Origin of the sequence: Aliidiomarina iranensis (assembly GCF_003987135.1) — a bacterium.
Taxonomy (GTDB): Bacteria; Pseudomonadota; Gammaproteobacteria; order Enterobacterales; family Alteromonadaceae; genus Aliidiomarina; species Aliidiomarina iranensis.
This window is the reverse complement of the sequence record NZ_PIPJ01000002.1, coordinates 399725-423949: the sequence shown is the minus strand read 5'-3', so window position 1 is coordinate 423949 and position 24225 is coordinate 399725. Positions and strand designations below refer to the sequence as shown.

The window sequence follows — 24225 nt, the reverse complement described above, 5'->3', positions numbered from 1 at the left end:
CTAACCGTCGGTGGTGTTGAAACCATCGATGGTGATTGCAGGGCCTTCTTCTAGATCGGCGGCGTTGGCACCTTGCTTCGAATCTAAGTTAGTTTCTAAATCATCTGGAAAAATGGCATCTACGATGGGTGGCAGCTCATCACTTTCGGTGTTGTTCGCATTCCCGCTATTGGCGCTTTGAATCCCGCTATTGGCATTGGCCCCTTCACTTTGAGCCTTGCGCTCGCCATAACTAATACTCATGCTAGTTACCGACATTTGGCTATTCGGCACGGGTATCTGATGTGGGCCAGTACTAGGGCTCACCTGTGGTTGAGGCACTTTACTTGTATTCGCCTCGGTGCGATGCCAACCTGCATTTGCAGAATGTGTGGAGGCTGCGCTTGTGGTAGCTGAGCTTTTGCTAGTTGCGTTTGCGGTAGTTGCGCCAGAGCCTTGGGCGCTATTACTACTTTGGCTCACGGTTTCGCCTTCAATGGCACTTTCATGGTTGGCTGCCGGTGCTTTATGGGGCGGCATACGAACATCACTTAGATGTAAATTTAATAGCAGGAGTTCGCCCTCGTAACGAGTTTGGATGTCACTGCTAAAACCAAATTGAAAACTGGCTTCCCAACCTGTGCGTGGGGTGAAGCGGGGGCGTCCGCGGCTGCGTGCAATATCAAGAAACTGCACATTGTATTGCTTGCATACCGCTTCCGCATGCTTTCGAGCATGTTCCTCTTGTAACCGCCATTGCCAGAAAAGATAACCGCCTAGCAAAAGTAGCAGTAATGCTAAAACATCATAGAGGTTCGCACTCATGCAGTACCTCGTGTTTGTTGAATTAATTGCGAAAGCGCTTGCTGCAGAGCAGGGTTCAGCTGGTTGCGGCCGAATAGCTGCAATAATTGGCCGCGAAGCTCGGGTAGCATTACTAAATCACGGAAAATGCTCACAAAGATATCTTGGCTCGCGGTAGCTGCTGCGCTCATATAGCGTTCAAGATTATCGGCATCGGCGAGAGTAGGCCAGCAGCGAGCACCCAAACTAAAAAGAAGATCGAGTTTTTCAGTTTCTTCACTGGGGAGTTCGCGCAACAAACGGCCAATCGCCGTTTGCATTTTTTTGCTCTGGCTGTAACTGGCTAAACTGCGGAGTAACACGATTTGCCCACTAACAGGAAGATTGTGGCGTAGTTGTGAGAGCAAATTATCCGCCAAGCTTGTAGGCAGCTCTTGATGCTCCATAGCTTCCATTAAGGCCTGCTGAATCGGCACTGGCCACAGTAAAAGGTTATTTTGAATTTGCTGTTGTAGATGCGAATCGCTGAGATTTCGGGTGAGGGCATCATGAATACCCTGCACACCAATGTTTTGCCAATCTGCTTCAGCCTTTTGCCCTTGTAACCATGCTAAGGCATCCTCGTAGTGAATCGAAGTAGGCTGCTGCAAATCAGCACTTACTTGAGCATGAAAAGCTGCTCGGCGGGCTTCATCAGGCACAAATATATAAGGGTTTTGTTCTAAGCGTTGCTGTTGCGCTTCGCTCGGCTCCGAGGTTGGATCTGTGCCTAAGGCTTCTACAATAATACTAAGAAAATGTTGCCGGGCGGCATGGTCAAACAGTGCGCGCTCGTCCAGTGGTAGCTTTACAAACCAAATATAAGGATCGCTTCCACGAATACTCGACCACAGCACTACGGCTAACCATGCATGTTGTTGCCGCGGCGAAGGAAACGGCCGTTCACCCCGTTCGATGGCTTGAAAATCAGCGGCTGAAATAGGGCGCACACGGCGGCTCATATCGTAAATTCGATAATCGGTTTTAGCTTCATGATTTGCGCCTGCAACGGCAAGAAAATCACTTAGGGTGTCGATTGATTGCATGCTTTTCCGGTATAGTTGGTGTATTCGTTGTTTTTATTTGTGTGGCTGTTCGCTTCTATTTTCTCGGTTTGCGAATCATGCGCTGCCGAAACGAGTAGTGCCCCATATTCACACAGATAAAAATTTAACTTTAAAATTGTGCAAGCGCATAGTTACAGTAGCAAAAGCTAAGGTGAAAAAATTAATGGCGAACAACTCAATTACGCAAAAAACTTTGGATCATCTTGAGGATTTAGAGCAACATCTTAAAGCGCAAGCACTTTGGGACGAAGCTATGCCAGAGCCTTCGCGTTTACTTAGTTCGCAACCTTTTGCAAGCGATACGCTGGAATTTTATCAATGGATTCAGTTTATCATGATCCCAAGTTTAAGACAGTGTGTTGAACAACGAAAACCGTTGCCCAACAAAATCGCGGTGAGCCCGATGGCGGTAGAGGTTTGGAAAGGGAAATTAAAGGAACATCGGCAGATTATATTAGCGTTAAAAGCCATAGATGAACTTTTGGATGGGCATCATGGCCGTCATTGATGAAAAAATAGATATGAACGAAGCGTGGCAAGAACCTGCTTTTAGCGCCGAGCGGCCGCTTCTGCCGATTATGTACCGCGATGATGACATTGTGATTATCGATAAGCCCGCTGGTTTGCTAGTGCATCGCTCAGCGCTTGCACGGGGCGAAAAATGGTTTGCTATGCAGCTTTTACGTGATCAAATCGGCCAGCATGTGTTTCCTGTGCATCGTTTAGATAGGCCCACTTCTGGCTTGCTGGTATTCGCTCTCAGCGCTGAGGTGGCGTACCGAATGAGCAATCTGTTTATGGAGCACAAAGTACAAAAAATTTATCATGGGGTTGTACGCGGCTATGTCAATGAATTTGGCCGAATTGATTATGCCTTGAAAGAGGAGCTTGATGCGGTAGCTGATAAAATGGCAAAGCGTGATAAAGCGGCACAATCAGCGGTAACCGATTACTTGTGTTTAGAGCAGGTAGAGTTGCCGTTTCAAGTGAGTAAACAACATCAAACAAGCCGCTATTCGCTTGTTAAGCTGGCCCCAAAAACTGGGCGAAAACATCAGTTGCGCCGCCATATGGCGCATATTCGCCACCCGATTATCGGTGATACCAACCACGGTGATGGCCGCCACAATCGATTTTTCCGGGAGCACTTCCAAATTCGGCGGCTGTTATTAGCCGCCACTAATCTGAGTTTTCCACATCCGGTAAATCAGCAACCGATGCATATTGAAACGCCGGTGCCGGAAGCGTTCAGATTGCCGTTTGCTGCTGAGCCGCTTCCTCAACTTTACTGAGGTTAATTATTGAGGTTTATTCAACGCCGCGAAGGAGTTCATTGATGCCTACTTTTGCGCGCGTTTTGGCATCAACTTTTTTCACGATAACCGCGGCATAGAGCGAATGGGTACCATCTTTGGCTGGCAATGAACCCGATACCACAACTGATCCGGCAGGAATGCGGCCATAGCTGATTTCGCCGGTTTCTCGGTCGTATATGCGGGTGCTCTGGCTGATATATACGCCCATCGAAATAACAGAGCCTTCTTCAACGATAACGCCTTCTACTACTTCTGAACGAGCACCGATAAAACAGTTATCTTCGATAATAGTTGGGTTCGCTTGCAGTGGTTCCAGAACACCACCAATACCAACGCCGCCAGAAAGGTGTACGTTTTTGCCAATTTGCGCACAAGAACCCACAGTTGCCCAAGTATCCACCATACTACCGCTATCTACATAAGCACCAATGTTTACGTAGGAAGGCATAACAACCACATTCTTGCCGATGTATGCGCCGCGGCGCACCATAGCTGGTGGCACGATACGAACGCCATCGGCGGCAAACTCAGCTTCGCTGTAATCAGCATATTTGCTGGGCACTTTATCGTAAAATTTCGTTTCGCCGCCTTCCATCACGTGGTTGTCGTTGAGGCGAAAGGATAACAAAACGGCCTTTTTAACCCACTCATTAACAATCCACTCACCATTAATTTTTTCTGCCACACGTAAACTGCCGTTATCAAGGCCTGCGAGCACATGCGCAACTGCATCGCGAATTTCCTGGGATGCTGATGTTGGGCTAAGTTCAGCACGATTTGTAAATGCGTGTTCAATCACAGTTTGTAAATTGCTCATGGAAATACCTTTAAGTTCAAGTTATTCATCGGTTAGGGCGCTAATGATAGCGGTTTTTAATGCCTCACGCTCGATTTCTGTCAGGGCTTCTTGGTTGTTCGACGCAACGATAAACAAATCTTCCGCTTGCTCACCCACAGTGGTTATTTTCGCGGCCATCAAGTTAATATCAAGCTCTTGAAACACCGCTGCTAGGCGAGCAATAAGCCCCGGTTTATCGAGCGTAATAAGTTCAAAAGTGCTGCGCCGAGCATTCTTTAAATTGATGAATTTCACCCGTGTGCGCACTTTAAAGTTACGCAAGCGCCGAGAGATAGCACGCTGGCTTGTAGGTACTGGCCGGCGTTTGCGCAAAACGTCGTGTAAATGTTGGTGTACCTCTTCAATGCGTTGGGCTTCGGCAATGGGCAAGCCATCCCGCTGCAACACAATAAAAGTATCCATCACATAGCCATCACGGGTATTCAAAATTTGCGCATCATGAATGCTCAATTGCTCGCTATCTAGAACTGCCGCTACTTTGGCAAATAAATGGCTTTCCTCATGATGATAAATAAATAATTCAGTGGTGCCGTTATTATTTTCATCACCGATAAGAACGAGCGGTAGTTGATGCTCTTGCACATGCATTATATTTTGCGAGTGCCAAGCGATTTGTTCAGGCGTGTGACGGAAAAAATAATCGGCAGTGAAACGGCCCCACAGCTGGTTGATTTGTTCTACTTCAAACCCGGCACTAAGGAGTAGGCCCATAGCTAGTTGCCGATTATTTTGTACCCGCTCGCGCACATCAAAGGTTTTTTTATCGTGCTGTTGCAGCGATTCATAAGTAGCCCGGTAGAGTTCTTCTAACAGCGTGGCTTTCCAATTATTCCAAAGGTTGGAGTTGGTAGCGCGAATATCGGCCACGGTAAGGCAGTACAAGTAGTTGAGCCGCTGAATACTGCCACATTCACTGGCAAACTTGGCAATCACCTCGGGATCGTAAATATCACGTTTCTGGGCGGTTACCGACATCAATAAATGTTTCTCGACCAACCAAGCGATGAGTTCGCCAGCTTCTTCAGGTAACTCATGTAAAGCGGCAAACTCTCGGGCATCAATAGCGCCCAACTCGGAATGATCACCGCCACGGCCTTTAGCAATATCGTGAAAAATGCCAGCAAGAAATAGCCATTCCGGAGCTACTAATTCCTGCACAATTTCACTGGCGAGTGGATAGTGCTCAGATTCTTCCGGCAAGGTAAAATGATAGAGGTTACATAAGAGCCGAAAGGTGTGTTCATCCACCGTGTAAGCATGAAACAAATCAAACTGCATTTGGCCAACAATTTTTTGCCACGCCGGTAAATAATGGGCCATGATACTGAAACGGTGCATTAATTCGAAGGCTAAACCAAAGCCTCTGGGATGCCGAATAATATCGAGGAAAACAGCACGGCAGGCGGCATTTTGCATCAGTGGCTGTTTGAGCTCACGGCGAGCGTTCCGTAGTAAACGAATACTGTGGGAATGCACACCTTCGATTTCTGGGTTCTCAGCAATTAACCAAAAAAACCGCATAATGCATTCAGGGTTTGCAAAGGCGGTATCGCTTCGTGCCATGATTTGGTTACCAATTAACGCAAAATCGTTATCAAGCGGTTGGGGCTCAAGGAGCTTCATAGGCCCCAAAATGGCCTGCTCAAAGAACTGCAGTAGCATGCGGTTAAGCTCGCCTACGCGAAGTACAACTTTGAAATAATCTTTCATCATTTGTTCAACAGCAACTTTGCTGTTTTCACCCTGATAGCCAAGTAGCTTGGCAACATCGGGCTGGTAATCAAATAGCAGGCGATCTTCTGATTTTTGCGCTACCAAGTGCAAGGCAAATCGAATGCGCCAAAGAAAGCTTGTGCACTCTTTTAGCTCCACGAACTCATCCGCAGTGATGTAATTGTATTCCACCAAGCTTTCATCACTTTTCGCGTGAAAATGTTGTTTTGCTATCCAACTAATGGTTTGTATATCCCGCAGGCCACCCGGCGATGATTTAATATTTGGCTCAAGGTTATAGGCGGTGCCGTAAAACTGTTGATGGCGGGCATTCTGCTCTTGTTTCTTTGCTTGGTAGAAGGCTCTGCTAGACCAAGGGAAATGAAAGTTTATGTGTTGCTCAAGATCATCGGTAAGCGCTTCACTCCCAGCAATTAGGCGGTGTTCAATAAGGCTGGTGGCAACCGTTATATCTTTTTCCGCTTGTTCCATACACTCTGAAACGGTGCGCACCGAATGGCCCACTTGCAAACGTAAATCCCAAAGCAGCGTAATGAACTGGCTAATTCGCTCCTGTTGGCGAGTGGGTAGGGTACCCTCAACTAAGAATAATAAATCGATATCAGATTCGGGGTGGAGAGCGCCACGGCCATAGCCGCCAATGGCAAGAAGTGCATAGTTTTCCGAAGGAAATTTAAACTGTTGCCATAGCGCCTGCAACAAGCTATCGAAAAAGGCGGCCCTATGGTTAACTAGCGTATCGATATCGGCACTAATGAACTGCTCAACCGACCACTCATTGTAACGTTGAATCTCTTGCCGCCAGTTCGCAAATGCTTCGATATCAGCAGGCCAGTTGGGCATGTATGGCGCGTTTGTTGTATGCATTGCTGGCGGCGTATTAAGCATCAATGGCAATCCTGATAATTCGCAGAAAACCTAAGCGTCGTGTTGAATCACTCGAGGCAGCGTTTCATCTTCCCGTAACGTGAGCACCTCAACACCATTTTCGGTAACCAGCAGAGTATGTTCCCACTGAGCACTTAAGCTTCGATCTTTAGTGAGTACCGTCCAGCCGTCGGCGAGAATCTTGGTGTTGCGTTTACCGGCATTAATCATAGGTTCAATGGTTAAGCACATTCCTGCTTGTAAGGTTTCGCCAGTACCCGGGCGGCCATAGTGCAGAACTTGCGGTTCTTCATGAAACTCATCACCGATGCCATGACCACAAAATTCACGGACAATCGAATAACCAAAACTTTCACCATACTTTTGAATTTCGGCACCAATATCACCCAAACGCACGCCAGGTTTTACCATTTTAATGGCGCGATAAAGCGATTCTTGGGTAACGCCCACCAACCGATTAGCCAAAATCGAACCTTCACCCACCACAAACATTTTACTGGTATCGCCATGGTAACCATCTTTGCGTACGGTGACATCGATGTTAATGATATCGCCATCTTTAAGGGGCTTATCGTTCGGAATGCCATGGCAAACACAATGATTCACCGATGTGCAAATAGATTTTGGAAAACCATGGTAATTAAGCGGTGCAGGGTAAGCATCGTGGGCAAGAATATAATCGTGGCATAAGGTGTTTAATTCGTCGGTGGTGATGCCTGCTTTTACGTGCGGTGTGATCATTTCAAGCACGCTTGCCGCAAGCTTTCCCGCCACGCGCATTTTCTCGATTTCTTCTGCAGTTTTGATTTTGATAGCCATGGTTTCTCACTAATTCATCTGAAATTTTCGCGATTTCTCTGCGATTCATGAAGTTGAGGTGAATTCTAGCAGAATTAGCAGGTTTACAGAAGATGGATTTTGGTTGTTCGCAGGGTGGGTTTGTGGTATAAAATGCGCCGCTCGCTCTTGGTGTTTGCACCTAGGCGGGTTCAATGTGTAGCAGAAGCGTGCGCTTTCGTTCAATCGCAACTGTTATCACACAAAACGAAACTTTAAATAACACACACATATCGGCACATGGTGCGGGGTGCTTGGATTGCTAAACTGCAATGCGAGTCGCAACATGGGATATGTGGAGGCATAACCCCTTACAAAGGAAATTAATCATGGCAAACGTGTCAATGCGCGACATGCTCAAAGCTGGTGTTCACTTTGGTCACCAAACTCGTTACTGGAACCCTAAGATGAAGCCTTTCATCTTCGGCGCTCGTAACAAGATCCACATCATTAACTTAGAATCTACTGTGCCTATGTTCAACAAGGCACTAGATTTCCTTCAGCACACAGCTTCAAACGGCGGCAAAGTATTGTTCGTTGGAACTAAGCGTGCAGCTGCAGAGCAAATCAAAAACGCGGCGATCGCATCAAACCAATTCTATGTAAATCACCGCTGGTTGGGTGGTATGCTAACGAACTGGAAAACTGTTCGCCAATCAATCAAGCGTTTGAAAGATTTGGAAGTTCAAAGTCAAGACGGCACTTTCGAGAAGCTAACCAAGAAAGAAGCGCTAATGAACACGCGTGAAATGGAAAAGCTTGAGAAGAGCCTTGGCGGTATCAAAAACATGGGCGGCTTGCCTGATGTTATTTTCGTGATCGACGCTGACCACGAGCACATTGCTATTAAAGAAGCGAACAACTTAGGTATTCCAGTTGTAGCTGTTGTTGATACGAACTCTTCACCAGATGGCGTTGATTACGTAATTCCTGGCAACGACGATGCAATGCGTGCGATTCAGTGTTACTTAGGTGCTGCGGCAACTACGATCAATGAAGGTCGCCAGAAAAATGGCGCAGAAATCACTGCAGCTGACGATTTCGTTGAAGCTGAAGAAGATAGCGCTGAGTAAGAAAAAGGAAAACGGCCTGATAGCAGGCCGTTTTGTACTAATTTCTTAGAAATAGTTTCGCGGGGCCCGGTATTAGCCCGGGCCAGACATGAATCCTGAACACAGAGGATAGTATCATGGCAATTACAGCCGCAATGGTTAAAGAACTGCGCGAGCGTACTGGCGCAGGTATGATGGATTGTAAAAAAGCGCTTGAAGAAGCCAATGGCGATATCGAGCTAGCAATTGAAAACATGCGTAAGAGTGGTCAGGCAAAAGCTGCTAAGAAAGCTGGCCGTATCGCTGCTGAAGGCGTGATTTTAGTTAAAACCGAAGGCAACGTGGGTACACTAGTTGAATTAAACTGTGAAACCGACTTCGTTGCGCGTGATGCCAGCTTCCTAGCAATGGGTGAGCAAATCGTAAACGCAGCCTTCGCGAACAAAGAAACTGACGTTGAAAATCTGAAGAATACTCAGATCGATGGCGGCACTATTGAAGAAGTTCGCAGCAACTTGGTTGCGAAAATTGGTGAGAACATGAATTTACGTCGCGTGATCACAACAGAAGGTGGTGATGTTGCCGCTTCTTATGTGCACGGTGGCCGTATTGGTGTGTTGGTATTGTTAACAGGCGGTAGCGAAGATCTTGGTAAAGATATTGCGATGCATGTTGCAGCAAGCAACCCACAATTTGTGAAGCCTGAAGATGTAGCTGAAGATGTGATTGCGAAAGAGCGCGAAATTCAAATCGATATCGCCATGCAATCAGGTAAGCCAAAAGAAATCGCTGAGAAGATGGTTGAAGGCCGGATGAAGAAATTCACTGGCGAAATCAGCTTAACAGGGCAGCCTTTTGTTAAAGATCCTTCGAAATCTGTTGGCGAATTGCTAAAAGAAGCAGGCGCTGATGTACTTACTTTCGTTCGTTTCGAAGTGGGTGAGGGTATTGAGAAGAAGGCAGATGATTTTGCTGCTGAAGTTCAAGCTCAGGTAGCAGCGGCGCAAAAAGGTTAATTAACCGTGGCTACTATGCCTTTGCGAAGCACCACCTAATCATAACCGCGCTTTGCTGTTGCAGCAGGCGCGGTTTTTTTTAACCTGAAAACGGAAGCCAAAGATATGAGTACACATCCGAAACCGAGCTATCGCCGTGTATTGTTGAAGTTAAGTGGAGAAGCGCTTATGGGCGCCGAACCTTTTGGGATCGACCCAAAAGTGCTTGACCGCATGGCACAAGAAATAAAGGAAATTCTTGAACTGGGTGTTCAGGTGGGCCTTGTTATTGGCGGTGGTAACTTATTCCGTGGCGAGGGTTTAGCAAAAGCCGGAATGAATCGTGTGGTTGGCGATCATATGGGGATGTTAGCCACAGTGATGAACGGTCTGGCTATGCGTGATGCGCTGCATCGCACTTATGTGAATGCACGCTTGATGTCAGCTATTGAGTTAGCTGGCGTGTGCGATAGTTATAATTGGGCCGAAGCGATTAGCCTTTTGAAATCAGGCCGTGTAGTGATTTTTTCGGCCGGAACAGGTAACCCGTTTTTTACAACCGATTCTGCAGCATGTTTGCGCGGAATTGAAATTGAAGCTGAAGTTGTATTAAAAGCCACTAAGGTAGATGGTGTATACTCGGCTGACCCAGTGAAGAATCCTGAAGCTACAAAATATGATATCTTAGATTACTCAGATGTATTGAAAAATGAATTGAAAGTAATGGATTTAGCGGCCTTTACGTTAGCTCGCGATCACAGCTTGCCAATTCGAGTTTTCAATATGAATAAGCCAGGTGCATTGAAAGCCGTGATTATGGGTGAAGATGAAGGTACACTTATCACCCATGTGAAAGATTCAAATAAATAATTAGGAAGAGGATCCCATAGTGATCAACGAGATAATTGCCGATGCAAAAGATCGCATGAACAAGAGCGTAGAGGCTCTCGCTGCACAAATGTCGAAAATTCGTACGGGCCGAGCCCATCCGAGTTTACTTGATAGCGTTATGGTACCTTATTACGGTACCGATACACCGCTAAAACAATTGGCAAACATTACCATTGAAGATTCTCGCACTCTTGCTATTACTGTATTCGATAAAGGGAGTTCGGGCGCGGTAGAAAAAGCGATTCTTACCTCTGATCTGGGCTTGAATCCCGCCGGTGCTGGTAATGTGATTCGTGTTCCGTTGCCGCCGCTAACTGAAGAACGCCGCCGGGATTTAGTGAAAATTGTGCGGGCTGAGGCAGAACAAGGGCGCGTAGCTGTGCGTAACATTCGCCGCGATGCGAATAGCGATATTAAAGAACTTTTGAAAGAAAAAGAAATCACAGAAGATGACGATCGCAAGGCGCAAGAAAATATACAAAAGCTCACTGATGAATTTGTAAAGAAAGTAGATGAATTATTAGCGAGTAAAGAAGCTGAGTTGATGGAAGTTTAAGCAGTTGCCATCTACCTCGTTGGAGGATAACGCCGTGTCGGATATACTTACGCGGCGTTTATTTTTTGTGGGATTAGAATGACAGGGAACAATAACAGCATAGCGTCAATTCGGTTACCACGGCACGTTGCCATTATCATGGATGGTAACGGGCGTTGGGCTACCTCGCAAGGAAAGCGGCGCACTTCAGGGCACCGGGCTGGCGCAGAATCTGTTCGCCGGGCAATTACATTTGCGCGGCGAAATGGTATTGAAGCGCTGACACTGTTTGCATTTAGCAGTGAAAATTGGGGCCGCCCGCAACGGGAAGTAAATGTACTCATGGAACTTTTCATGGGTGTGCTGAAGCGCGAGGTTAAAGAACTCGCAGAACATGATATTTGCTTACGAATTATTGGTGATAAATCGGCATTCAATGCGCGCTTACAGAAGCAAATTGCAGATGCGGAGCAGAAAACAGCGCATTGTAAAGGCATGGTGCTGAATGTAGCTGCCAATTATGGTGGCCGTTGGGACATTACGCGGGCGGCTAAGCGATTAGCTGAGGATGCCGCAGCCGGCACATTAAACCCTGCTGATATTACAGAAGATGATCTGGCAAAAGGGCTATGCTTGGCAGGCCAACCGGCGCCAGATTTACTTATTCGTACCGGGGGAGATATTCGGATAAGTAACTTTTTGTTATGGCAATTAGCGTATGCAGAATTGTACTTTACTGATGTACTCTGGCCTGATTTTGATGAAATGACGTTTGCTGCCGCAGTTGATTGTTTTGTTCGACGCGAGCGGCGGTTTGGACTGACCAGCGCACAAATACAAGAACTAGCTGGTTCAGGTAACCTGCAAGAGGGCTAATTTTTGCTTAAACAACGAATTCTTACTGCCGCAGTGCTGATTCCGCTGGCACTCGGCATTATATTTCTATTGCCTTTGCCCTATTTCGGGTTGGCGATAACAGTGGTATTAGCAATTGCGGCTTGGGAATGGTCGCCTTTGATGGGGGTTCGGAAAACCTCTGGCCGCCTTGCATACACGATTCTCAATACCATTATTCTTGTTGCTGTGTATTGGTTAACGCCGATCGGCGGAATCTGGTCATCTGCGGGCATGGTTGATTGGTTGTACTACATCGTATTGATTGGGGGTATTTGGTGGTTGTTGGCCATCGCCTTGGTCTTTAATTTCCCCCGCAGTAAAGCACTTTGGCAACGCAGTAGAATTTTTGTTGGCGCATTTGGTATCTTGATTTTAGTACCCGCTTGGGTAGCCTTGATGAGCTTACGCTCGTTAAATTATGATGAAAATCCAATGTTTGGTGGCTGGGCTGTTTTATTTGTTTTTGTGCTCGTTTGGGCTGCCGATGTTGGCGCTTATTTTGCTGGCAAACGCTTTGGCCGCCGCAAACTCATGCCCCATGTGAGCCCAGGGAAAACGATGGAAGGCTTTATCGGTGGTTTGTGCTTGGCCACACTTGCCATGTACTTAGTTTCTTTAATTTTGGATATTCCCAGCGAGTTACTACTGGGTTACTACATAGTGGGCATTGCTACGGTTTTGGTATCCGTGTTTGGTGATTTGAACGAAAGTATGTTCAAACGCTGTGCCGGCGTAAAGGATAGCGGCTCAATTTTACCTGGCCATGGCGGTATTTTAGATCGCATTGATTCGCTTACCTCTGCTTTACCCATTTTCTTGCTCGGATACCTTTGGTTGATTCATTAATGTCGTTACAACAGGTTGTAAACAATACGAGTAGAAGTAAGCCAGCTGTAATTACCGTGCTGGGTGCTACTGGCTCGATTGGTTTGAACACTCTTGATGTGATCGCTCGGCACCCAAACGATTTTGAATTATTTGCGGTAACGGCGCATAGCCGCATTGATACGATGCGGCAAATTTGTGAACGTTTTCAGCCTCGGTTCGCGGTGATGGGTTCGGAGCATGTCGCAGCAACGCTCAGGTTGCAGTTACGTGAGCTAAATGTGAACACTGAAGTATTGAGTGGCGAAGCAGCGCTTTGTAACGTTAGCGAGGCGGCGGAAGTTGATACGGTGATGGCTGCCATTGTTGGCGCCGCTGGCTTATTGCCAACATTAGCCGCGGTTAAAGCAAGTAAACGTGTGTTGCTAGCCAACAAAGAAGCTTTGGTAATGAGTGGGCAACTGTTCATTGATGCTGTTCGCGCTGCAAACGCACAATTATTGCCTGTTGATAGCGAACACAATGCGATTTTCCAGGCTTTACCCGAAACCGTTCAGCAAAATTCGGTATCAACAGATTTCGCTAAACATGGCATCAGAAAAATACTGCTTACCGGTTCTGGTGGCCCATTTCGGCAAACACCATTGGCCGATTTAGGCAAACAAACACCAGCTGCAGCTTGTGCACACCCAAACTGGGATATGGGGCAAAAAATTTCGGTTGATTCGGCCACCATGTTGAACAAAGGTTTGGAGTATATTGAAGCCCGTTGGTTGTTTAACTGCCAACCGCAGCAAATTGAAGTGGTATTGCACCCGCAAAGCGTGATTCATTCAATGGTACAATATGTGGATGGTTCGGTTATTGCGCAAATGGGCCAACCGGATATGCGGACACCCATCGCTTATTGTTTAGGTTATCCGGAAAGGCTTAACAGTGGTGTTCAGCCACTTGATTTTACTTCCTTAGGTGAGCTCACATTTGGCCAAGCTGAAGCGGCTCGCTACCCGTGCTTACAATTAGCGATTGATGCCTGTTGGCAAGGGCAAGCGGCAACTACAACATTAAATGCGGCGAACGAAGAGGCGGTTTCAGCGTTTCTAAAAGAACAGATAGCGTTCGGTGATATTGCCAAAATATGCGAAAATACCTTGGCACAATCTGAGTTATCAAACATAACTGATATTGAAGGCATACTTGATTGCGATGCGCGTGCTCGGCGCGTGGCACATTCGCTAATAATGAGGGGATAAAAGTGGAACAGGTATTATGGTCGGTAGGGGCCTTTATTGTTGCCCTTGGCCTTGTCGTTACCTTTCATGAATTCGGCCATTTTTGGGTAGCGCGCCGCTGCGGCGTGAAAGTACTCACATTTTCAATTGGTTTTGGTAAGCCTTTGTTTCGGTGGCAGGGTAAAGATGGTACCCAATATCAAATTGCGGCTGTGCCTCTTGGGGGCTACGTTCGGATGCTCGACCACGAAGTTGATCCGGTATCCGAGCAAGAAGTACCTAAGAGTTTCCGGTCAAAATCAGTAGGCCAACGTTTTGCGGTGGTAGTTGCTGGGCCAATGGCCAACTTTGTGTTTTCGATTGCCGCGCTTTGGTTAATGCTGATGATTGGTATGCCAGCATTGAAGCCTATTATTGGTAACGTGAGTGCCGATAGCATCGCAGAGCGCTCCGGTTTAACCCCGGGGGTAGAGATCACAGCCATTGATAATCGCGACGTTCAGGATTGGCAAGACGTTAATATGGCGCTGGTTCGGCGTATTGGCGATGCCTCCACAACCTTTCGAATTCGTGAACAAAATGGCGTTGAGCGTGATGTTCAGGTATCGTTAAGCGATTGGAACTTTGATCCTGATCGCGATTCCACGCTAGAAAGTTTAGGGTTAGATGTTTTTCGCCCAGCTGTTACCTCAACCATTGCCTTGATAGCAGAAAACAGCCCAGCCAGCGCGAGTGATTTGCGTGTGGGCGATAAAATTATTGGGATCGATGGAACTCAAACGCGGAATTGGGAACAAACAAGGGAGCTTATTGCGGCACAACCGAATGCACAGCGCGAGTTGCTGATAGAAAGGGACGGTGGGCAACAGCAAATTAGCGTGCAATTAGGTGAGTTAGATGGCCGTGGTTATCTCGGGATTAGCACGCAACAAGAAGCGTATCCTGATGGTTACCTATTCACGCTGCAATATGGACCATTGCAAGCTTTTGCAGGAGGTGTTGAGCGCACTTGGCAGCTGATGGGATTAACCCTAGGCATGTTGAAAAAGCTTGTTACCGGCGATATCGGGGTGAACAACCTCAGTGGTCCGGTGGGGATTGCACAAGGAGCCGGTGCTCATGCAAGTTATGGATTGGTATATTTTCTTAGTTTTTTGGCGTTGATAAGTGTGAGCTTAGGCGTTTTAAATCTATTACCGATTCCTATGCTTGATGGCGGGCATTTATTATTCTATGCCATTGAATGGGTTCGTGGAAAACCTGTTCCAGAACGAATTCAAGAACTTAGTTTTCGAGTAGGGCTGTTAATTCTTGGAACCCTGTTAGTGGTTACCTTGTTTAACGATATTGGCAGGCTTATCTCGTAATGAAATTACCTAACAATAAGACGTGTTGCATGACATTGAAAAAGCTGTTTATTGGAGTTGTATTAGTAGGGACAGGGCTGAATGCGCAAGCTTCTGAATCATTTATCGTTGACGACATCCAAGTTCGAGGTTTACAACGGGTAGCACTCGGTGCCGCGTTAACCTATATACCGGTTCGAGTTGGTGAAGAAGTTACGCCGGCTCGCATCCGCCAAGTGATTCATGAACTTTACTCTTCTTCACATTTTGATGATATCGAAGTTTATCGTGAAGGTGATTCCGTTGTTATTCGGGTAACCGAGCGGCCCACAATCAATGAGATTCGCTTTGAGGGCAATAAAGACCTGAAAGACGATCAACTACTCGATAGCTTGGGAACGAGTGGGATTGCAGTGGGTGAATCATTAGATCGCACGATGATTTCTTCGCTGGAAAAAAATCTCGAAGATTTTTACCACAGTGTTGGTAAGTATAATGCGCGAGTGCGAATACAGGTGGTGAACCTCCCACGTAACCGGGTTGAACTTCGGTTTGATTTCCAAGAGGGGCCGGCCGCTGAGATAGCGCAAATCAACATGATTGGCAATGAGTCCTTCGAACGTGATGAGTTAGTTGATTTGATGGAGTTACGCGACAGATTACCCTGGTGGAATATCATAGGTAAGCGTAACTACCAGCAGCAACAGCTAACAGGTGATATCGAGAACATTGAATCATTTTATCGCAACCAAGGTTATCTTCGTTTCGAAGTTGATTCTGTGCAAGTCGCGATGACACCAGAGCGAGAGGGAATTTACATTACCTTGAACTTTGAAGAGGGCGATCAATATAACGTAAGTGGTACGGATCTAATCTCTGAGTTTCGTGACGATGAAGATTTCTTGAAAAACTTCGTAGAAACCCTCGATGGCCGGCGTTACAGCCAACAAGAGATTACCAGCATTGAAGAATCACTGAAATCTTATTACGGCCGTTTAGGGTATGCCTACACCGAAGTAAATACGATTCCAGAAATAAATGACGAAGATAAAGTGGTGAAGCTCACCTTTGCGGTTGATCCCGGCCAGCGTGTTTATGTTCGCCGTATTGCATTTGAAGGTAACGACGCTACCAAAGATGAAGTATTACGCCGCGAAATGCGCCAAATGGAAGGTGCTTGGCTAAATGAACGTTTAGTAGAAACCGGGAAAACTCGTTTGGAGCGGTTAGGTTTCTTCGAAACAGTGGAATACGACACAGTTCAAGTTCCCGGCCAAGATGACCAGGTAGATATCGTATTTCGGGTAAAAGAACAGCCTTCGGGGAGCGTTGGTGCGGGCGTAGGCTATGGCGATTATGCCGGTTTCAGTATTAATGCATCGATCAGCCAAGAAAACTTCTTAGGCAGTGGTAACCGAGTGGCATTCGTAGTGGATACCAACCGCTACGCCAAAAGTGTTCGTCTGCAGTACGTAGATAATTATTTTACTGATGACGGTGTAAGCTTAGGTGGCTCTGTGTATTACCAAGATTTTGATGCCGGCCGCGCTAACCTGCAGCAATATAATCAAACATCTTATGGTATTTCTACAGATCTTGGCTTCCCTATCAATGAATTCAACCGCCTTAACTTTGGCGTAGGCTACAGCCGTAATGGTATTACTCAGCTGAACCCTTACGATCAAATTCGGGCATTTTATGACAAGTATCGTGATGAAAATGATCGCAACGCTGCGTTGAATTTCAGTAGCGTTGATTTAACAGCATCTTGGCAACGCACAACATTAAATCGAGGCGTGTTCCCAACCGCGGGCTCTACAAATCGCTTGAGTGGTAAAGTAACTTTGCCGAATAGTGATTTGCAGTACTTCAAGATTGATTATCGTTTCCGTCATTATCTACCTTTATCAGATAATCATGATTGGGTATTAATGACACGTTTAAATGCGGGTTACGGTAACGGCTATGGCAGCGATGGTGATTTAGAATTCACCTTGCCGTTCTGGGAAAACTTCTACGGTGGTGGTAATGATAACCTGCGTGGCTTTGAGCAGAACCGAGCGGGGCCACGTGGTATTATTCGTCGGCCACAAACGATACAAGGGCCGCCCGATGCAAATGGGAATCCCACACAAATTGTTTTGGGCCCAGAGTTTGACCAGGTTGAAATCGCTCGTTTTGCATCCATTGGTGGTAATGCCTCGTTAACCGGCGGTATTGAGTTGGTGTTCCCTACACCGCTTATTGGCGAAGAGAATAAAAACTCTGTGCGCACCAGTTTATTTGTGGATGTGGGCGCTATTTGGGATACCGAGTTTAATTACGATGAATACCGTGATTTAACCGTAACTGGCGATGGTGTTTTGTGGGATTACAGCAGCCCGCGGAACTATCAGGCTTCTTATGGTGTCTCTGTGCAGTGGTTATCGCCCATGGGCGTTTTAACCTTTAGCTTTGGTATTCCGATTAAATCATTGGATTCAAGTGCGGAAGATAGATTTACCTTTAACGTGGGTACATCGTTTTAAGCATAAATTTAGTTCACTGGTAGCTCTGGGCTTGCATTCGGGCATGCTCAGAGATACCGTAGAAAGCGTTAAACATAGCAAGCACTTAACTTAGCAAGGTTGTTTGGCCATTGAATAACAGCGATGAAAGCCATACATTTAACTTCGAGGAGCACTTGCTACAATTAATTGAAAACAAGAGGAAGAAACTTTGAAAGCAGTAGCTATTACCTTTGCAGCCCTAATCGCATTAGTTGCCACAATGGCACCGGTACAAGCACAAGATGCATCACCAAAGATTGCCATCATTGATGTTGCTCGTGTGTTTGCTGAAATGCCCGAGCGTGAAGAGATTTCTAATCGTTTAGAGGAAGAGTTTGCCGAGCCAATGGCTCAACTTCAAGAGTTGGAGCAGCAATTTGAAGCTCTACGTGAGCGCCTAGAGCGTGATGAAGCGATCATGACCGAGGAAGAAAAAGCAGAAGCGCAAAATGAGCTTCGTCAGCGTGCAGCTGGCCTGCAACGCGGTGGTGAGCAGATTAATCAATTCATGCAACAACGGGAAACAGAAGAGCGTAATATTTTGCTCGAAAAAATGTTCGTTGTGGTAGACGCATACGCTGCGGAGCAAGGCTATGATTTAGTAATGGATAAAGGCCGCATGCTTTACAGCTCTGATGCACTTGATATTTCTGATGCGATTATTGAGCGCTTAGTAGAATAAATGTGGTGCAATAAATAACAAGGAATTGCAATGACGCTGAATGAGTTAGCAGCGAAGATCGGTGCCCAAGTACGTGGAAATGGCGAACTTGTGGTTACCGGTATTGCCACACTTGCGAATGCCGGCCCATCTCAGGTCGGCTTTCTTGCGAATGATAAATACAAAAACCAATTGCGAGATACCAAAGCATTAGCGGTTATCGTCCATCCAAATCATGATGATGCTGAAGTGCTCGAAAATGCCCTGATTTCTGAAAATCCATATCTTTCTTATGCCTATGCTGCTCAGGCTTTCGATGATACACCTAAAGGTTCTGGTGCAGTTGATACTCAGGCAAGTGTTGCAGAGTCCGCAAGGCTTGGGAAAAACGTTAGCGTAGGTCCATTTGCCGTAATCTCAGCCGGTGCTGAAATTGGTGATGATGCGGTGATTGGTGCCAATTGTTTTGTGGGTGAAAACGTAAAAGTAGGCGCCAGCACAAGGCTTTCAGCGAACGTAACCTTGTATCATAAAGTAGTGATTGGTGAGTGTTGCACCCTCCATTCTGGTGCTGTAATTGGCGCAGATGGCTTTGGTTGGGCCAGTGAAAACGGAAAATGGGTTAAAATCCCCCAGCTCGGCAGAGTTATTATAGGTAACAATGTTGAAATTGGGGCGAATACCACAATTGATCGTGGCGCCTTAGACGACACTATTATTAGCGATAATTGTATTATCGATAATCTGGTAATGATTGCGCACAATGTGCAGATCGGTGAAGGTACGGCTTTGGCTGGTCAAACCGGTATCGCGGGTAGTGCTACGCTAGGTAAAAACTGCCTTGTGGGCGGCCAAACCGGTATTGCTGGCCATATTACAGTGGGCGATAACGTGCAAATTCATGGCATGACGATGGTTACTAAGAGCCTTGAGAAGGGCGTTTATGCTTCATCATTACCAGTGGTTGATCAATCAACTTGGGCCAAATCAGGTGCTCGAGTTCGGCAGTTACCAGAATTATTTCTCCGTGTCCGAGCAATTGAGAAAAAATTAGCAAACTCAAACGATTGAGACTAGGAGATTAAGTTGACCGATATCAACACTGAAGTACAACCACAAGCCGGATTCGATATTACTGAGATTCAAAAGATTTTACCCCATCGCTATCCCTTCGCTTTGATTGATAGAGTAATATCCTATGTGCCGAACACATCATTGCATGCGATTAAAAATATAACCATGAACGAACCTGTGTTTATGGGGCACTTTCCAGGAATGCCAATATTTCCCGGTGTTTTGCTACTTGAAGCGATGGCGCAAGCGACCGGGCTATTAGGCTTTAAAATGATGGAAAGTAATGTGGGTTCGAACGAGATCTATTTATTCGCGGGGATTGATAACGCTCGTTTTAAACGGCAAGTAGTGCCGGGCGATAGGGTAGATTTTCATGTTGAATTTGTGAAAGAGCGCCGTGGTATTTGGAAATTTACGGGCAAGGCTTCAGTGGATGGTGAAGTGGCTTGTGTCGCTGATATAATGTGTGCCAGAAGGACAACCTAATTGATTCATGAAACGGCAATAGTGGATAAAAGCGCGCGGATAGGAGCCAATGTAAGTATTGGCGCCTACACTGTGGTGGGCCCTGATGTAGAAATTGGCGATGATTGCGTTATACATTCGCACGTTGTGTTGAAAGGGCCAACACGCATAGGCCGGAGCAACCATATCTTTCAATTTTGTTCAATTGGTGAAGATTGCCAAGATAAGAAATTCAATGGTGAGCCAACAGAATTGGTGATTGGTGATCGTAATGTATTCCGCGAAGCCTGCACCATTCACCGCGGCACCATTCAAGATAATAGCCTAACGCAAATTGGTAGTGATAATTTATTCATGGCTTATGTGCATGTTGCTCATGATTGTATGATCGGCAGCAATAATATCTTAGCCAACAACACTACGCTGGCTGGCCATGTTCACTTGGGTGATTTTGTTATTTTGGGCGGTTTCACTGGCGTTCATCAATTTTGTAAAATCGGTTCCCATTCATTTGCCGCGGTTAGCTCGGTAGTAGTGCAGGATATTCCGCCTTTTGTAATGGCTCAGGGCCATAATGCACGGCCGCGCACCATTAATAGTGAAGGTTTACGCCGCCGTGGTTTTAGTGCTGAGCAGATACAAAATATAAAACGGGCATATAAACTTTTGTATCGCAGTGCTCTTACTATTGAAGAAGCGGCGGCTGCGATAAACGATCTAGAAGAACCACTTTTGGATGATTTCGTGCAGTTCATTAGCCATTCAGATCGCGGCATTATTCGCCCCTAAAAGAGCGCCCATTAGTTATGGCTCAGGAAAAGTTGTGTATTGGTATTGTTGCTGGCGAAGCTTCAGGGGATATCCTGGGTGCAAGCTTAATGGAAGGAATATTGCAGCAATATCCGCACGCAGAATTTATTGGGGTAGGTGGCAGCCGAATGCAGGCGCAAGGTCTCACTTCTTTATTTCCAATGGAAACTCTATCGGTGATGGGGTTTATCGATGTTCTAAAGCAATTACCTACCTTACTTCGAGCCCGCCGCAATGTGGTTAACACAATGCTGGCAGCAAAGCCGGACGTGTTTGTTGGCATCGATGCACCTGATTTTAACCTACCAATTGAAAAAAAGCTGAAGCATCAAGGCATTCCTACGGTGCATTATGTTTCGCCTTCAGTGTGGGCATGGCGTCCGAAGCGAATTTTTGCTATTGCGAAGGCAACCAACATGGTTTTGGGGATCTTACCGTTCGAAGCTGAATTTTACGCTAAGTATCAGGTTCCTTTTACTTATGTTGGCCATCCATTAGCTGATCAGTTTCCCGAGAATTCAGCAAAAGAAGCCGCGCGAGAACAGCTAAAACTGGCAAATGACAAACGCTATGTTGGCTTACTTCCCGGTAGTCGGGGTAGTGAGGTGGGTTTACTCGCGGAGCATTTTATAGCGGCGGCCGGGATTTTGCAGGCGCAAGACCCAGAGTTAAATTTTTTGGTGCCTTTAGTTAATGAACAGCGAAAAAAACAATTTTTAACTGCGTTAAATGCATCGGGCTTGAAACTCAATTTGCATATTTTTTCTGGGCAGAGCCACGAGGTAATCGCCGCGAGCGATGCCACTATTTTAGCATCGGGAACGGTAGCACTTGAGGCCATGCTCATAAAACGGCCGATGGTTGTGTGTTATCGGTTTGGTTGGTTAAATTACCAAATTGCTAAGCGTTTTGTGCAAGTAAATCATTTTTCGCTGCCGAATCTTTTGCATGCAGGGCTATTTAATGATGCAAAAAATTCAACCGGAAATACTCAGGCGCCAGCAGCACAACGATTGGTAAAAGAATTACTGCAAGATGAAGTAACAGGTGAGGCGATTGCAGCGGCTATCCAACCCCTATTAGCCGCTGATAATACAGCTCTCAATGAGCGCTTTAATGAGCTGCACCAACTACTTAAACAAAATGCTGGGCTACTCTCGGCGAATGCAGTGATTGCCGTTGCCAAAGGTAATAATTAACATCAGCACTGCATTACAGAACTCGTTAATTCTCGACCTCTACACGAATTACTCACACGCTCCGAAATAAGCCCTCAAATATGCATAAAATGAATTGCTTTTACATTGGCTATGCAGCAAGTGAATAATTGGATTTCAATGAGCGAGTTGTGGCCTTTGAACGTTAAACCTATACTCTAAACTCACTAAATTGGAGGATGATATGGGTTTATTAGTAGAAGGCCAATGGCAAGATAAGTGGTACGACACTAGCAAATCGGGCGGCCGCTTCGAACGTTCAGAAGCGCAATTTCGCAATTTTGTTACTGCAGATGGCAGCGCTGGTGTAACGGGGAAAAGTGGGTTTAAAGCTGAAGCCGGCCGTTATCACCTCTATGTATCATTCGCCTGCCCCTGGGCCCATAGAACGCTTATTTTCCGTAAACTGAAAGGCCTCGAAGATATTATTACCGTGTCTGCTGTAGCTCCCGAAATGCTCAGTAATGGTTGGGAATTTCGCAGCGGCACCGATCTTGCCGATCCACTTTATGATGCTGAGTTTATGCATGAAATTTACACTCGTGCCGATGATAAATATAGCGGGCGAGTAACTGTGCCGGTACTTTGGGATAAGCAGCAAGAAACCATCGTGAGTAATGAATCGGCAGATATCATTCGGATGTTCAACAGTGCCTTTAACGACATCACAGGTAATACCGATGATTATTACCCGCAAGAGTTGCAGGCCGCTATTGATGAAGTGAACGAAATGGTTTACCACAACATTAATAATGGTGTGTACAAGAGTGGTTTTGCCACCACCCAAGATGCTTATGAAGAAGCATTTGATGCGTTGTTTAAGGCTCTCGATAAAGTAGAACAACGATTATCGCAAAGCCGCTTCTTGGCAGGATCAGTATTAACAGAAGCTGACTGGCGTTTGTTTACCACCTTAGTGCGGTTTGATTCTGTTTACGTTGGCCACTTTAAATGTAATCAGAAGCGCATTGTTGATTATCCAAATATTTGGAATTATGTGCGTGAGCTCTATCAAATTGAGGGCGTGGCGGAAACTGTGAACATGAATCATATCAAAACTCACTACTATGTGAGCCACGATATGATTAATCCAACGGGCGTGGTTCCTAAAGGCCCCGAAATTGAATTTATGGCGGCACACGACCGAGAAAAGTTTGGTTCCTGAATTAGAAACCTGAATTAGGAAGCCTGAGGTTGTTAACTTAGTTAATTAACAGAAGTACTCAATACCGCTATTTCGGGTAAAATTTTAACTAGTTGGCGAATTAGTTTAACCACTAATCTTATTTTTTGGAGTTTACGCATGGCCAGTTCAATCGTAAAACATCGGGTACGCGGAATGCCAGCACAAGATGGTGCTGGTGTGAAATTGCAGCGGGTGATTAATCAACCATCCTTTCGCCATCGTGATCCGATTTTGATGTTAGATGAATTTAAATCGGATGATCCGAATGATTATATCGCCGGCTTTCCACCGCACCCACACCGTGGTTTTTGTACGTTAACCTACATGCTGGCGGGCAATATGGCGCATGAAGATTCAACCGGCAATAAAGGTGAAATAAGTACTGGTGGTTTGCAGTGGATGAAAGCCGCACGAGGCATGATTCACTCGGAAATGCCGAAGCAAAAAGATGGCTTAATGTGGGGCTTTCAGTTGTGGCTAAATTTACCCGCAGCGGAAAAAATGTCCGACCCAGAATATGCGGATATTCCAGGCGATAAAGTGCCAGAAGCTGCGCTTGAGGGTGGTATTGTTCGGGTGTTATCGGGTGAGTTTAATGGTCAAACTGGGCCGGTGAATGCGCCTGGCCGTGAGTTTTTGTATCTCGATTATCGTTTGCCAGGCGGTGTTCAAGTTACCTTGCCACAGCAACATCAACAAACGCGTTTGTTGTATGTTTATCAAGGCTCTATTACAGTGGACGGTGTCACCGCAAACGCCGGCGAGTTGCTCGAGTTAGACGCTGAAGCCGAGGTGCTACTGGAAACCGGTAATGAAGGCAATTTCTTATTAATGGCGGCGAAGCCTATCGGTGAGCCCATTGCTCAGTACGGCCCGTTTGTTATGAACACGGAAGCGGAATTGCGGCAAGCATTTGCCGATTATCAAAGTGGTAAACTCACGGCATAACATTAATCTTTAGCGGCAC

At 46.1% G+C, this 24225-nt stretch carries 23 protein-coding genes; 18 read left to right on the top strand and 5 right to left on the bottom strand.

Annotation, left to right across the window (positions count from 1 at the left end; genetic code table 11):
• A complete protein-coding gene (locus tag CWE08_RS05050; protein ID WP_126766241.1) occupies positions 1-804 on the bottom strand; it encodes a DUF3301 domain-containing protein in 804 nt (267 codons plus the stop codon).
• Positions 801-1868, bottom strand: a complete 1068-nt coding sequence (locus CWE08_RS05045; RefSeq protein WP_126766239.1) for a DUF3549 family protein — start codon at positions 1866-1868, stop codon at positions 801-803. The genes CWE08_RS05050 and CWE08_RS05045 overlap by 4 nt, the downstream gene beginning before the upstream one ends.
• 184 nt (positions 1869-2052) lie before the next feature.
• Here CWE08_RS05045 and CWE08_RS12155 point away from each other — a divergent pair, with 184 nt between their 5' ends.
• Complete coding sequence (locus tag CWE08_RS12155) at positions 2053-2397, top strand: YqcC family protein (RefSeq protein ID WP_157981229.1); 345 nt, start codon at positions 2053-2055, stop codon at positions 2395-2397.
• A gap of 13 nt (positions 2398-2410) precedes the next feature.
• Positions 2411-3181, top strand: a complete 771-nt coding sequence (gene truC, locus CWE08_RS05035) for a tRNA pseudouridine(65) synthase TruC (protein WP_420837077.1) — start codon at positions 2411-2413, stop codon at positions 3179-3181.
• Between the two features lie 16 nt (positions 3182-3197).
• Here truC and dapD read toward each other — a convergent pair whose 3' ends face one another.
• Genes dapD through map form a run of 3 tightly spaced genes read right to left on the bottom strand, consistent with a single transcriptional unit; the run spans position 3198 to position 7505 of the window.
• Positions 3198-4022 (bottom strand): 2,3,4,5-tetrahydropyridine-2,6-dicarboxylate N-succinyltransferase, encoded by an 825-nt coding sequence (gene dapD / locus CWE08_RS05030; protein WP_126766234.1) that lies wholly within the window; start codon positions 4020-4022, stop codon positions 3198-3200.
• A 21-nt stretch (positions 4023-4043) separates the two neighbouring features.
• On the bottom strand, positions 4044-6665 hold the full coding sequence (gene glnD / locus CWE08_RS05025) for a [protein-PII] uridylyltransferase (protein WP_126766568.1): 2622 nt from the start codon (positions 6663-6665) through the stop codon (positions 4044-4046).
• 51 nt (positions 6666-6716) lie between these two features.
• Positions 6717-7505 (bottom strand): type I methionyl aminopeptidase, encoded by a 789-nt coding sequence (gene map / locus CWE08_RS05020; RefSeq protein WP_126766233.1) that lies wholly within the window; start codon positions 7503-7505, stop codon positions 6717-6719.
• Positions 7506-7852: 347 nt separating this feature from the next.
• Here map and rpsB point away from each other — a divergent pair, with 347 nt between their 5' ends.
• The 16 genes from rpsB to CWE08_RS04940 all read left to right on the top strand — a co-directional run bounded on the left by rpsB (position 7853) and on the right by CWE08_RS04940 (position 24206).
• A complete protein-coding gene (gene rpsB / locus CWE08_RS05015) occupies positions 7853-8596 on the top strand; it encodes a 30S ribosomal protein S2 (RefSeq protein WP_007419679.1) in 744 nt (247 codons plus the stop codon).
• A 116-nt stretch (positions 8597-8712) separates the two neighbouring features.
• The gene (tsf, locus tag CWE08_RS05010; RefSeq protein ID WP_126766231.1) at positions 8713-9591 is read left to right on the top strand and encodes a translation elongation factor Ts; all 879 of its coding nucleotides are present in this window, start codon (positions 8713-8715) and stop codon (positions 9589-9591) included.
• 105 nt (positions 9592-9696) lie between these two features.
• Positions 9697-10440 (top strand): UMP kinase, encoded by a 744-nt coding sequence (gene pyrH, locus CWE08_RS05005; RefSeq protein WP_126766230.1) that lies wholly within the window; start codon positions 9697-9699, stop codon positions 10438-10440.
• A gap of 19 nt (positions 10441-10459) precedes the next feature.
• Positions 10460-11017, top strand: a complete 558-nt coding sequence (frr, locus tag CWE08_RS05000; protein WP_126766227.1) for a ribosome recycling factor — start codon at positions 10460-10462, stop codon at positions 11015-11017.
• Between the two features lie 78 nt (positions 11018-11095).
• On the top strand, positions 11096-11872 hold the full coding sequence (gene uppS, locus CWE08_RS04995; protein ID WP_126766225.1) for a polyprenyl diphosphate synthase: 777 nt from the start codon (positions 11096-11098) through the stop codon (positions 11870-11872).
• Between the two features lie 3 nt (positions 11873-11875).
• A complete protein-coding gene (locus CWE08_RS04990) occupies positions 11876-12739 on the top strand; it encodes a phosphatidate cytidylyltransferase (RefSeq protein WP_126766222.1) in 864 nt (287 codons plus the stop codon).
• On the top strand, positions 12739-13971 hold the full coding sequence (ispC, locus tag CWE08_RS04985; RefSeq protein ID WP_126766220.1) for a 1-deoxy-D-xylulose-5-phosphate reductoisomerase: 1233 nt from the start codon (positions 12739-12741) through the stop codon (positions 13969-13971). The genes CWE08_RS04990 and ispC overlap by 1 nt, the downstream gene beginning before the upstream one ends.
• 2 nt (positions 13972-13973) lie before the next feature.
• Positions 13974-15317, top strand: coding sequence for a sigma E protease regulator RseP (rseP, locus tag CWE08_RS04980; protein ID WP_126766218.1), 1344 nt, complete (start codon positions 13974-13976; stop codon positions 15315-15317).
• Between the two features lie 29 nt (positions 15318-15346).
• Positions 15347-17824 (top strand): outer membrane protein assembly factor BamA, encoded by a 2478-nt coding sequence (gene bamA, locus CWE08_RS04975; protein WP_126766216.1) that lies wholly within the window; start codon positions 15347-15349, stop codon positions 17822-17824.
• Positions 17825-18014: 190 nt separating this feature from the next.
• Positions 18015-18527, top strand: coding sequence for an OmpH/Skp family outer membrane protein (locus CWE08_RS04970; protein WP_126766214.1), 513 nt, complete (start codon positions 18015-18017; stop codon positions 18525-18527).
• 30 nt (positions 18528-18557) lie between these two features.
• On the top strand, positions 18558-19577 hold the full coding sequence (gene lpxD, locus CWE08_RS04965; protein ID WP_126766212.1) for a UDP-3-O-(3-hydroxymyristoyl)glucosamine N-acyltransferase: 1020 nt from the start codon (positions 18558-18560) through the stop codon (positions 19575-19577).
• A gap of 24 nt (positions 19578-19601) precedes the next feature.
• On the top strand, positions 19602-20066 hold the full coding sequence (gene fabZ, locus CWE08_RS04960; protein WP_126766566.1) for a 3-hydroxyacyl-ACP dehydratase FabZ: 465 nt from the start codon (positions 19602-19604) through the stop codon (positions 20064-20066).
• Positions 20067-20834, top strand: a complete 768-nt coding sequence (gene lpxA / locus CWE08_RS04955) for an acyl-ACP--UDP-N-acetylglucosamine O-acyltransferase (RefSeq protein WP_126766210.1) — start codon at positions 20067-20069, stop codon at positions 20832-20834.
• A 17-nt stretch (positions 20835-20851) separates the two neighbouring features.
• Positions 20852-22054 (top strand): lipid-A-disaccharide synthase, encoded by a 1203-nt coding sequence (lpxB, locus tag CWE08_RS04950; protein ID WP_126766208.1) that lies wholly within the window; start codon positions 20852-20854, stop codon positions 22052-22054.
• 202 nt (positions 22055-22256) lie between these two features.
• Positions 22257-23237, top strand: a complete 981-nt coding sequence (locus CWE08_RS04945; protein WP_126766205.1) for a glutathione S-transferase family protein — start codon at positions 22257-22259, stop codon at positions 23235-23237.
• 138 nt (positions 23238-23375) lie between these two features.
• Positions 23376-24206, top strand: coding sequence for a pirin family protein (locus CWE08_RS04940; protein ID WP_126766203.1), 831 nt, complete (start codon positions 23376-23378; stop codon positions 24204-24206).
• Positions 24207-24225: the final 19 nt, after the last annotated feature.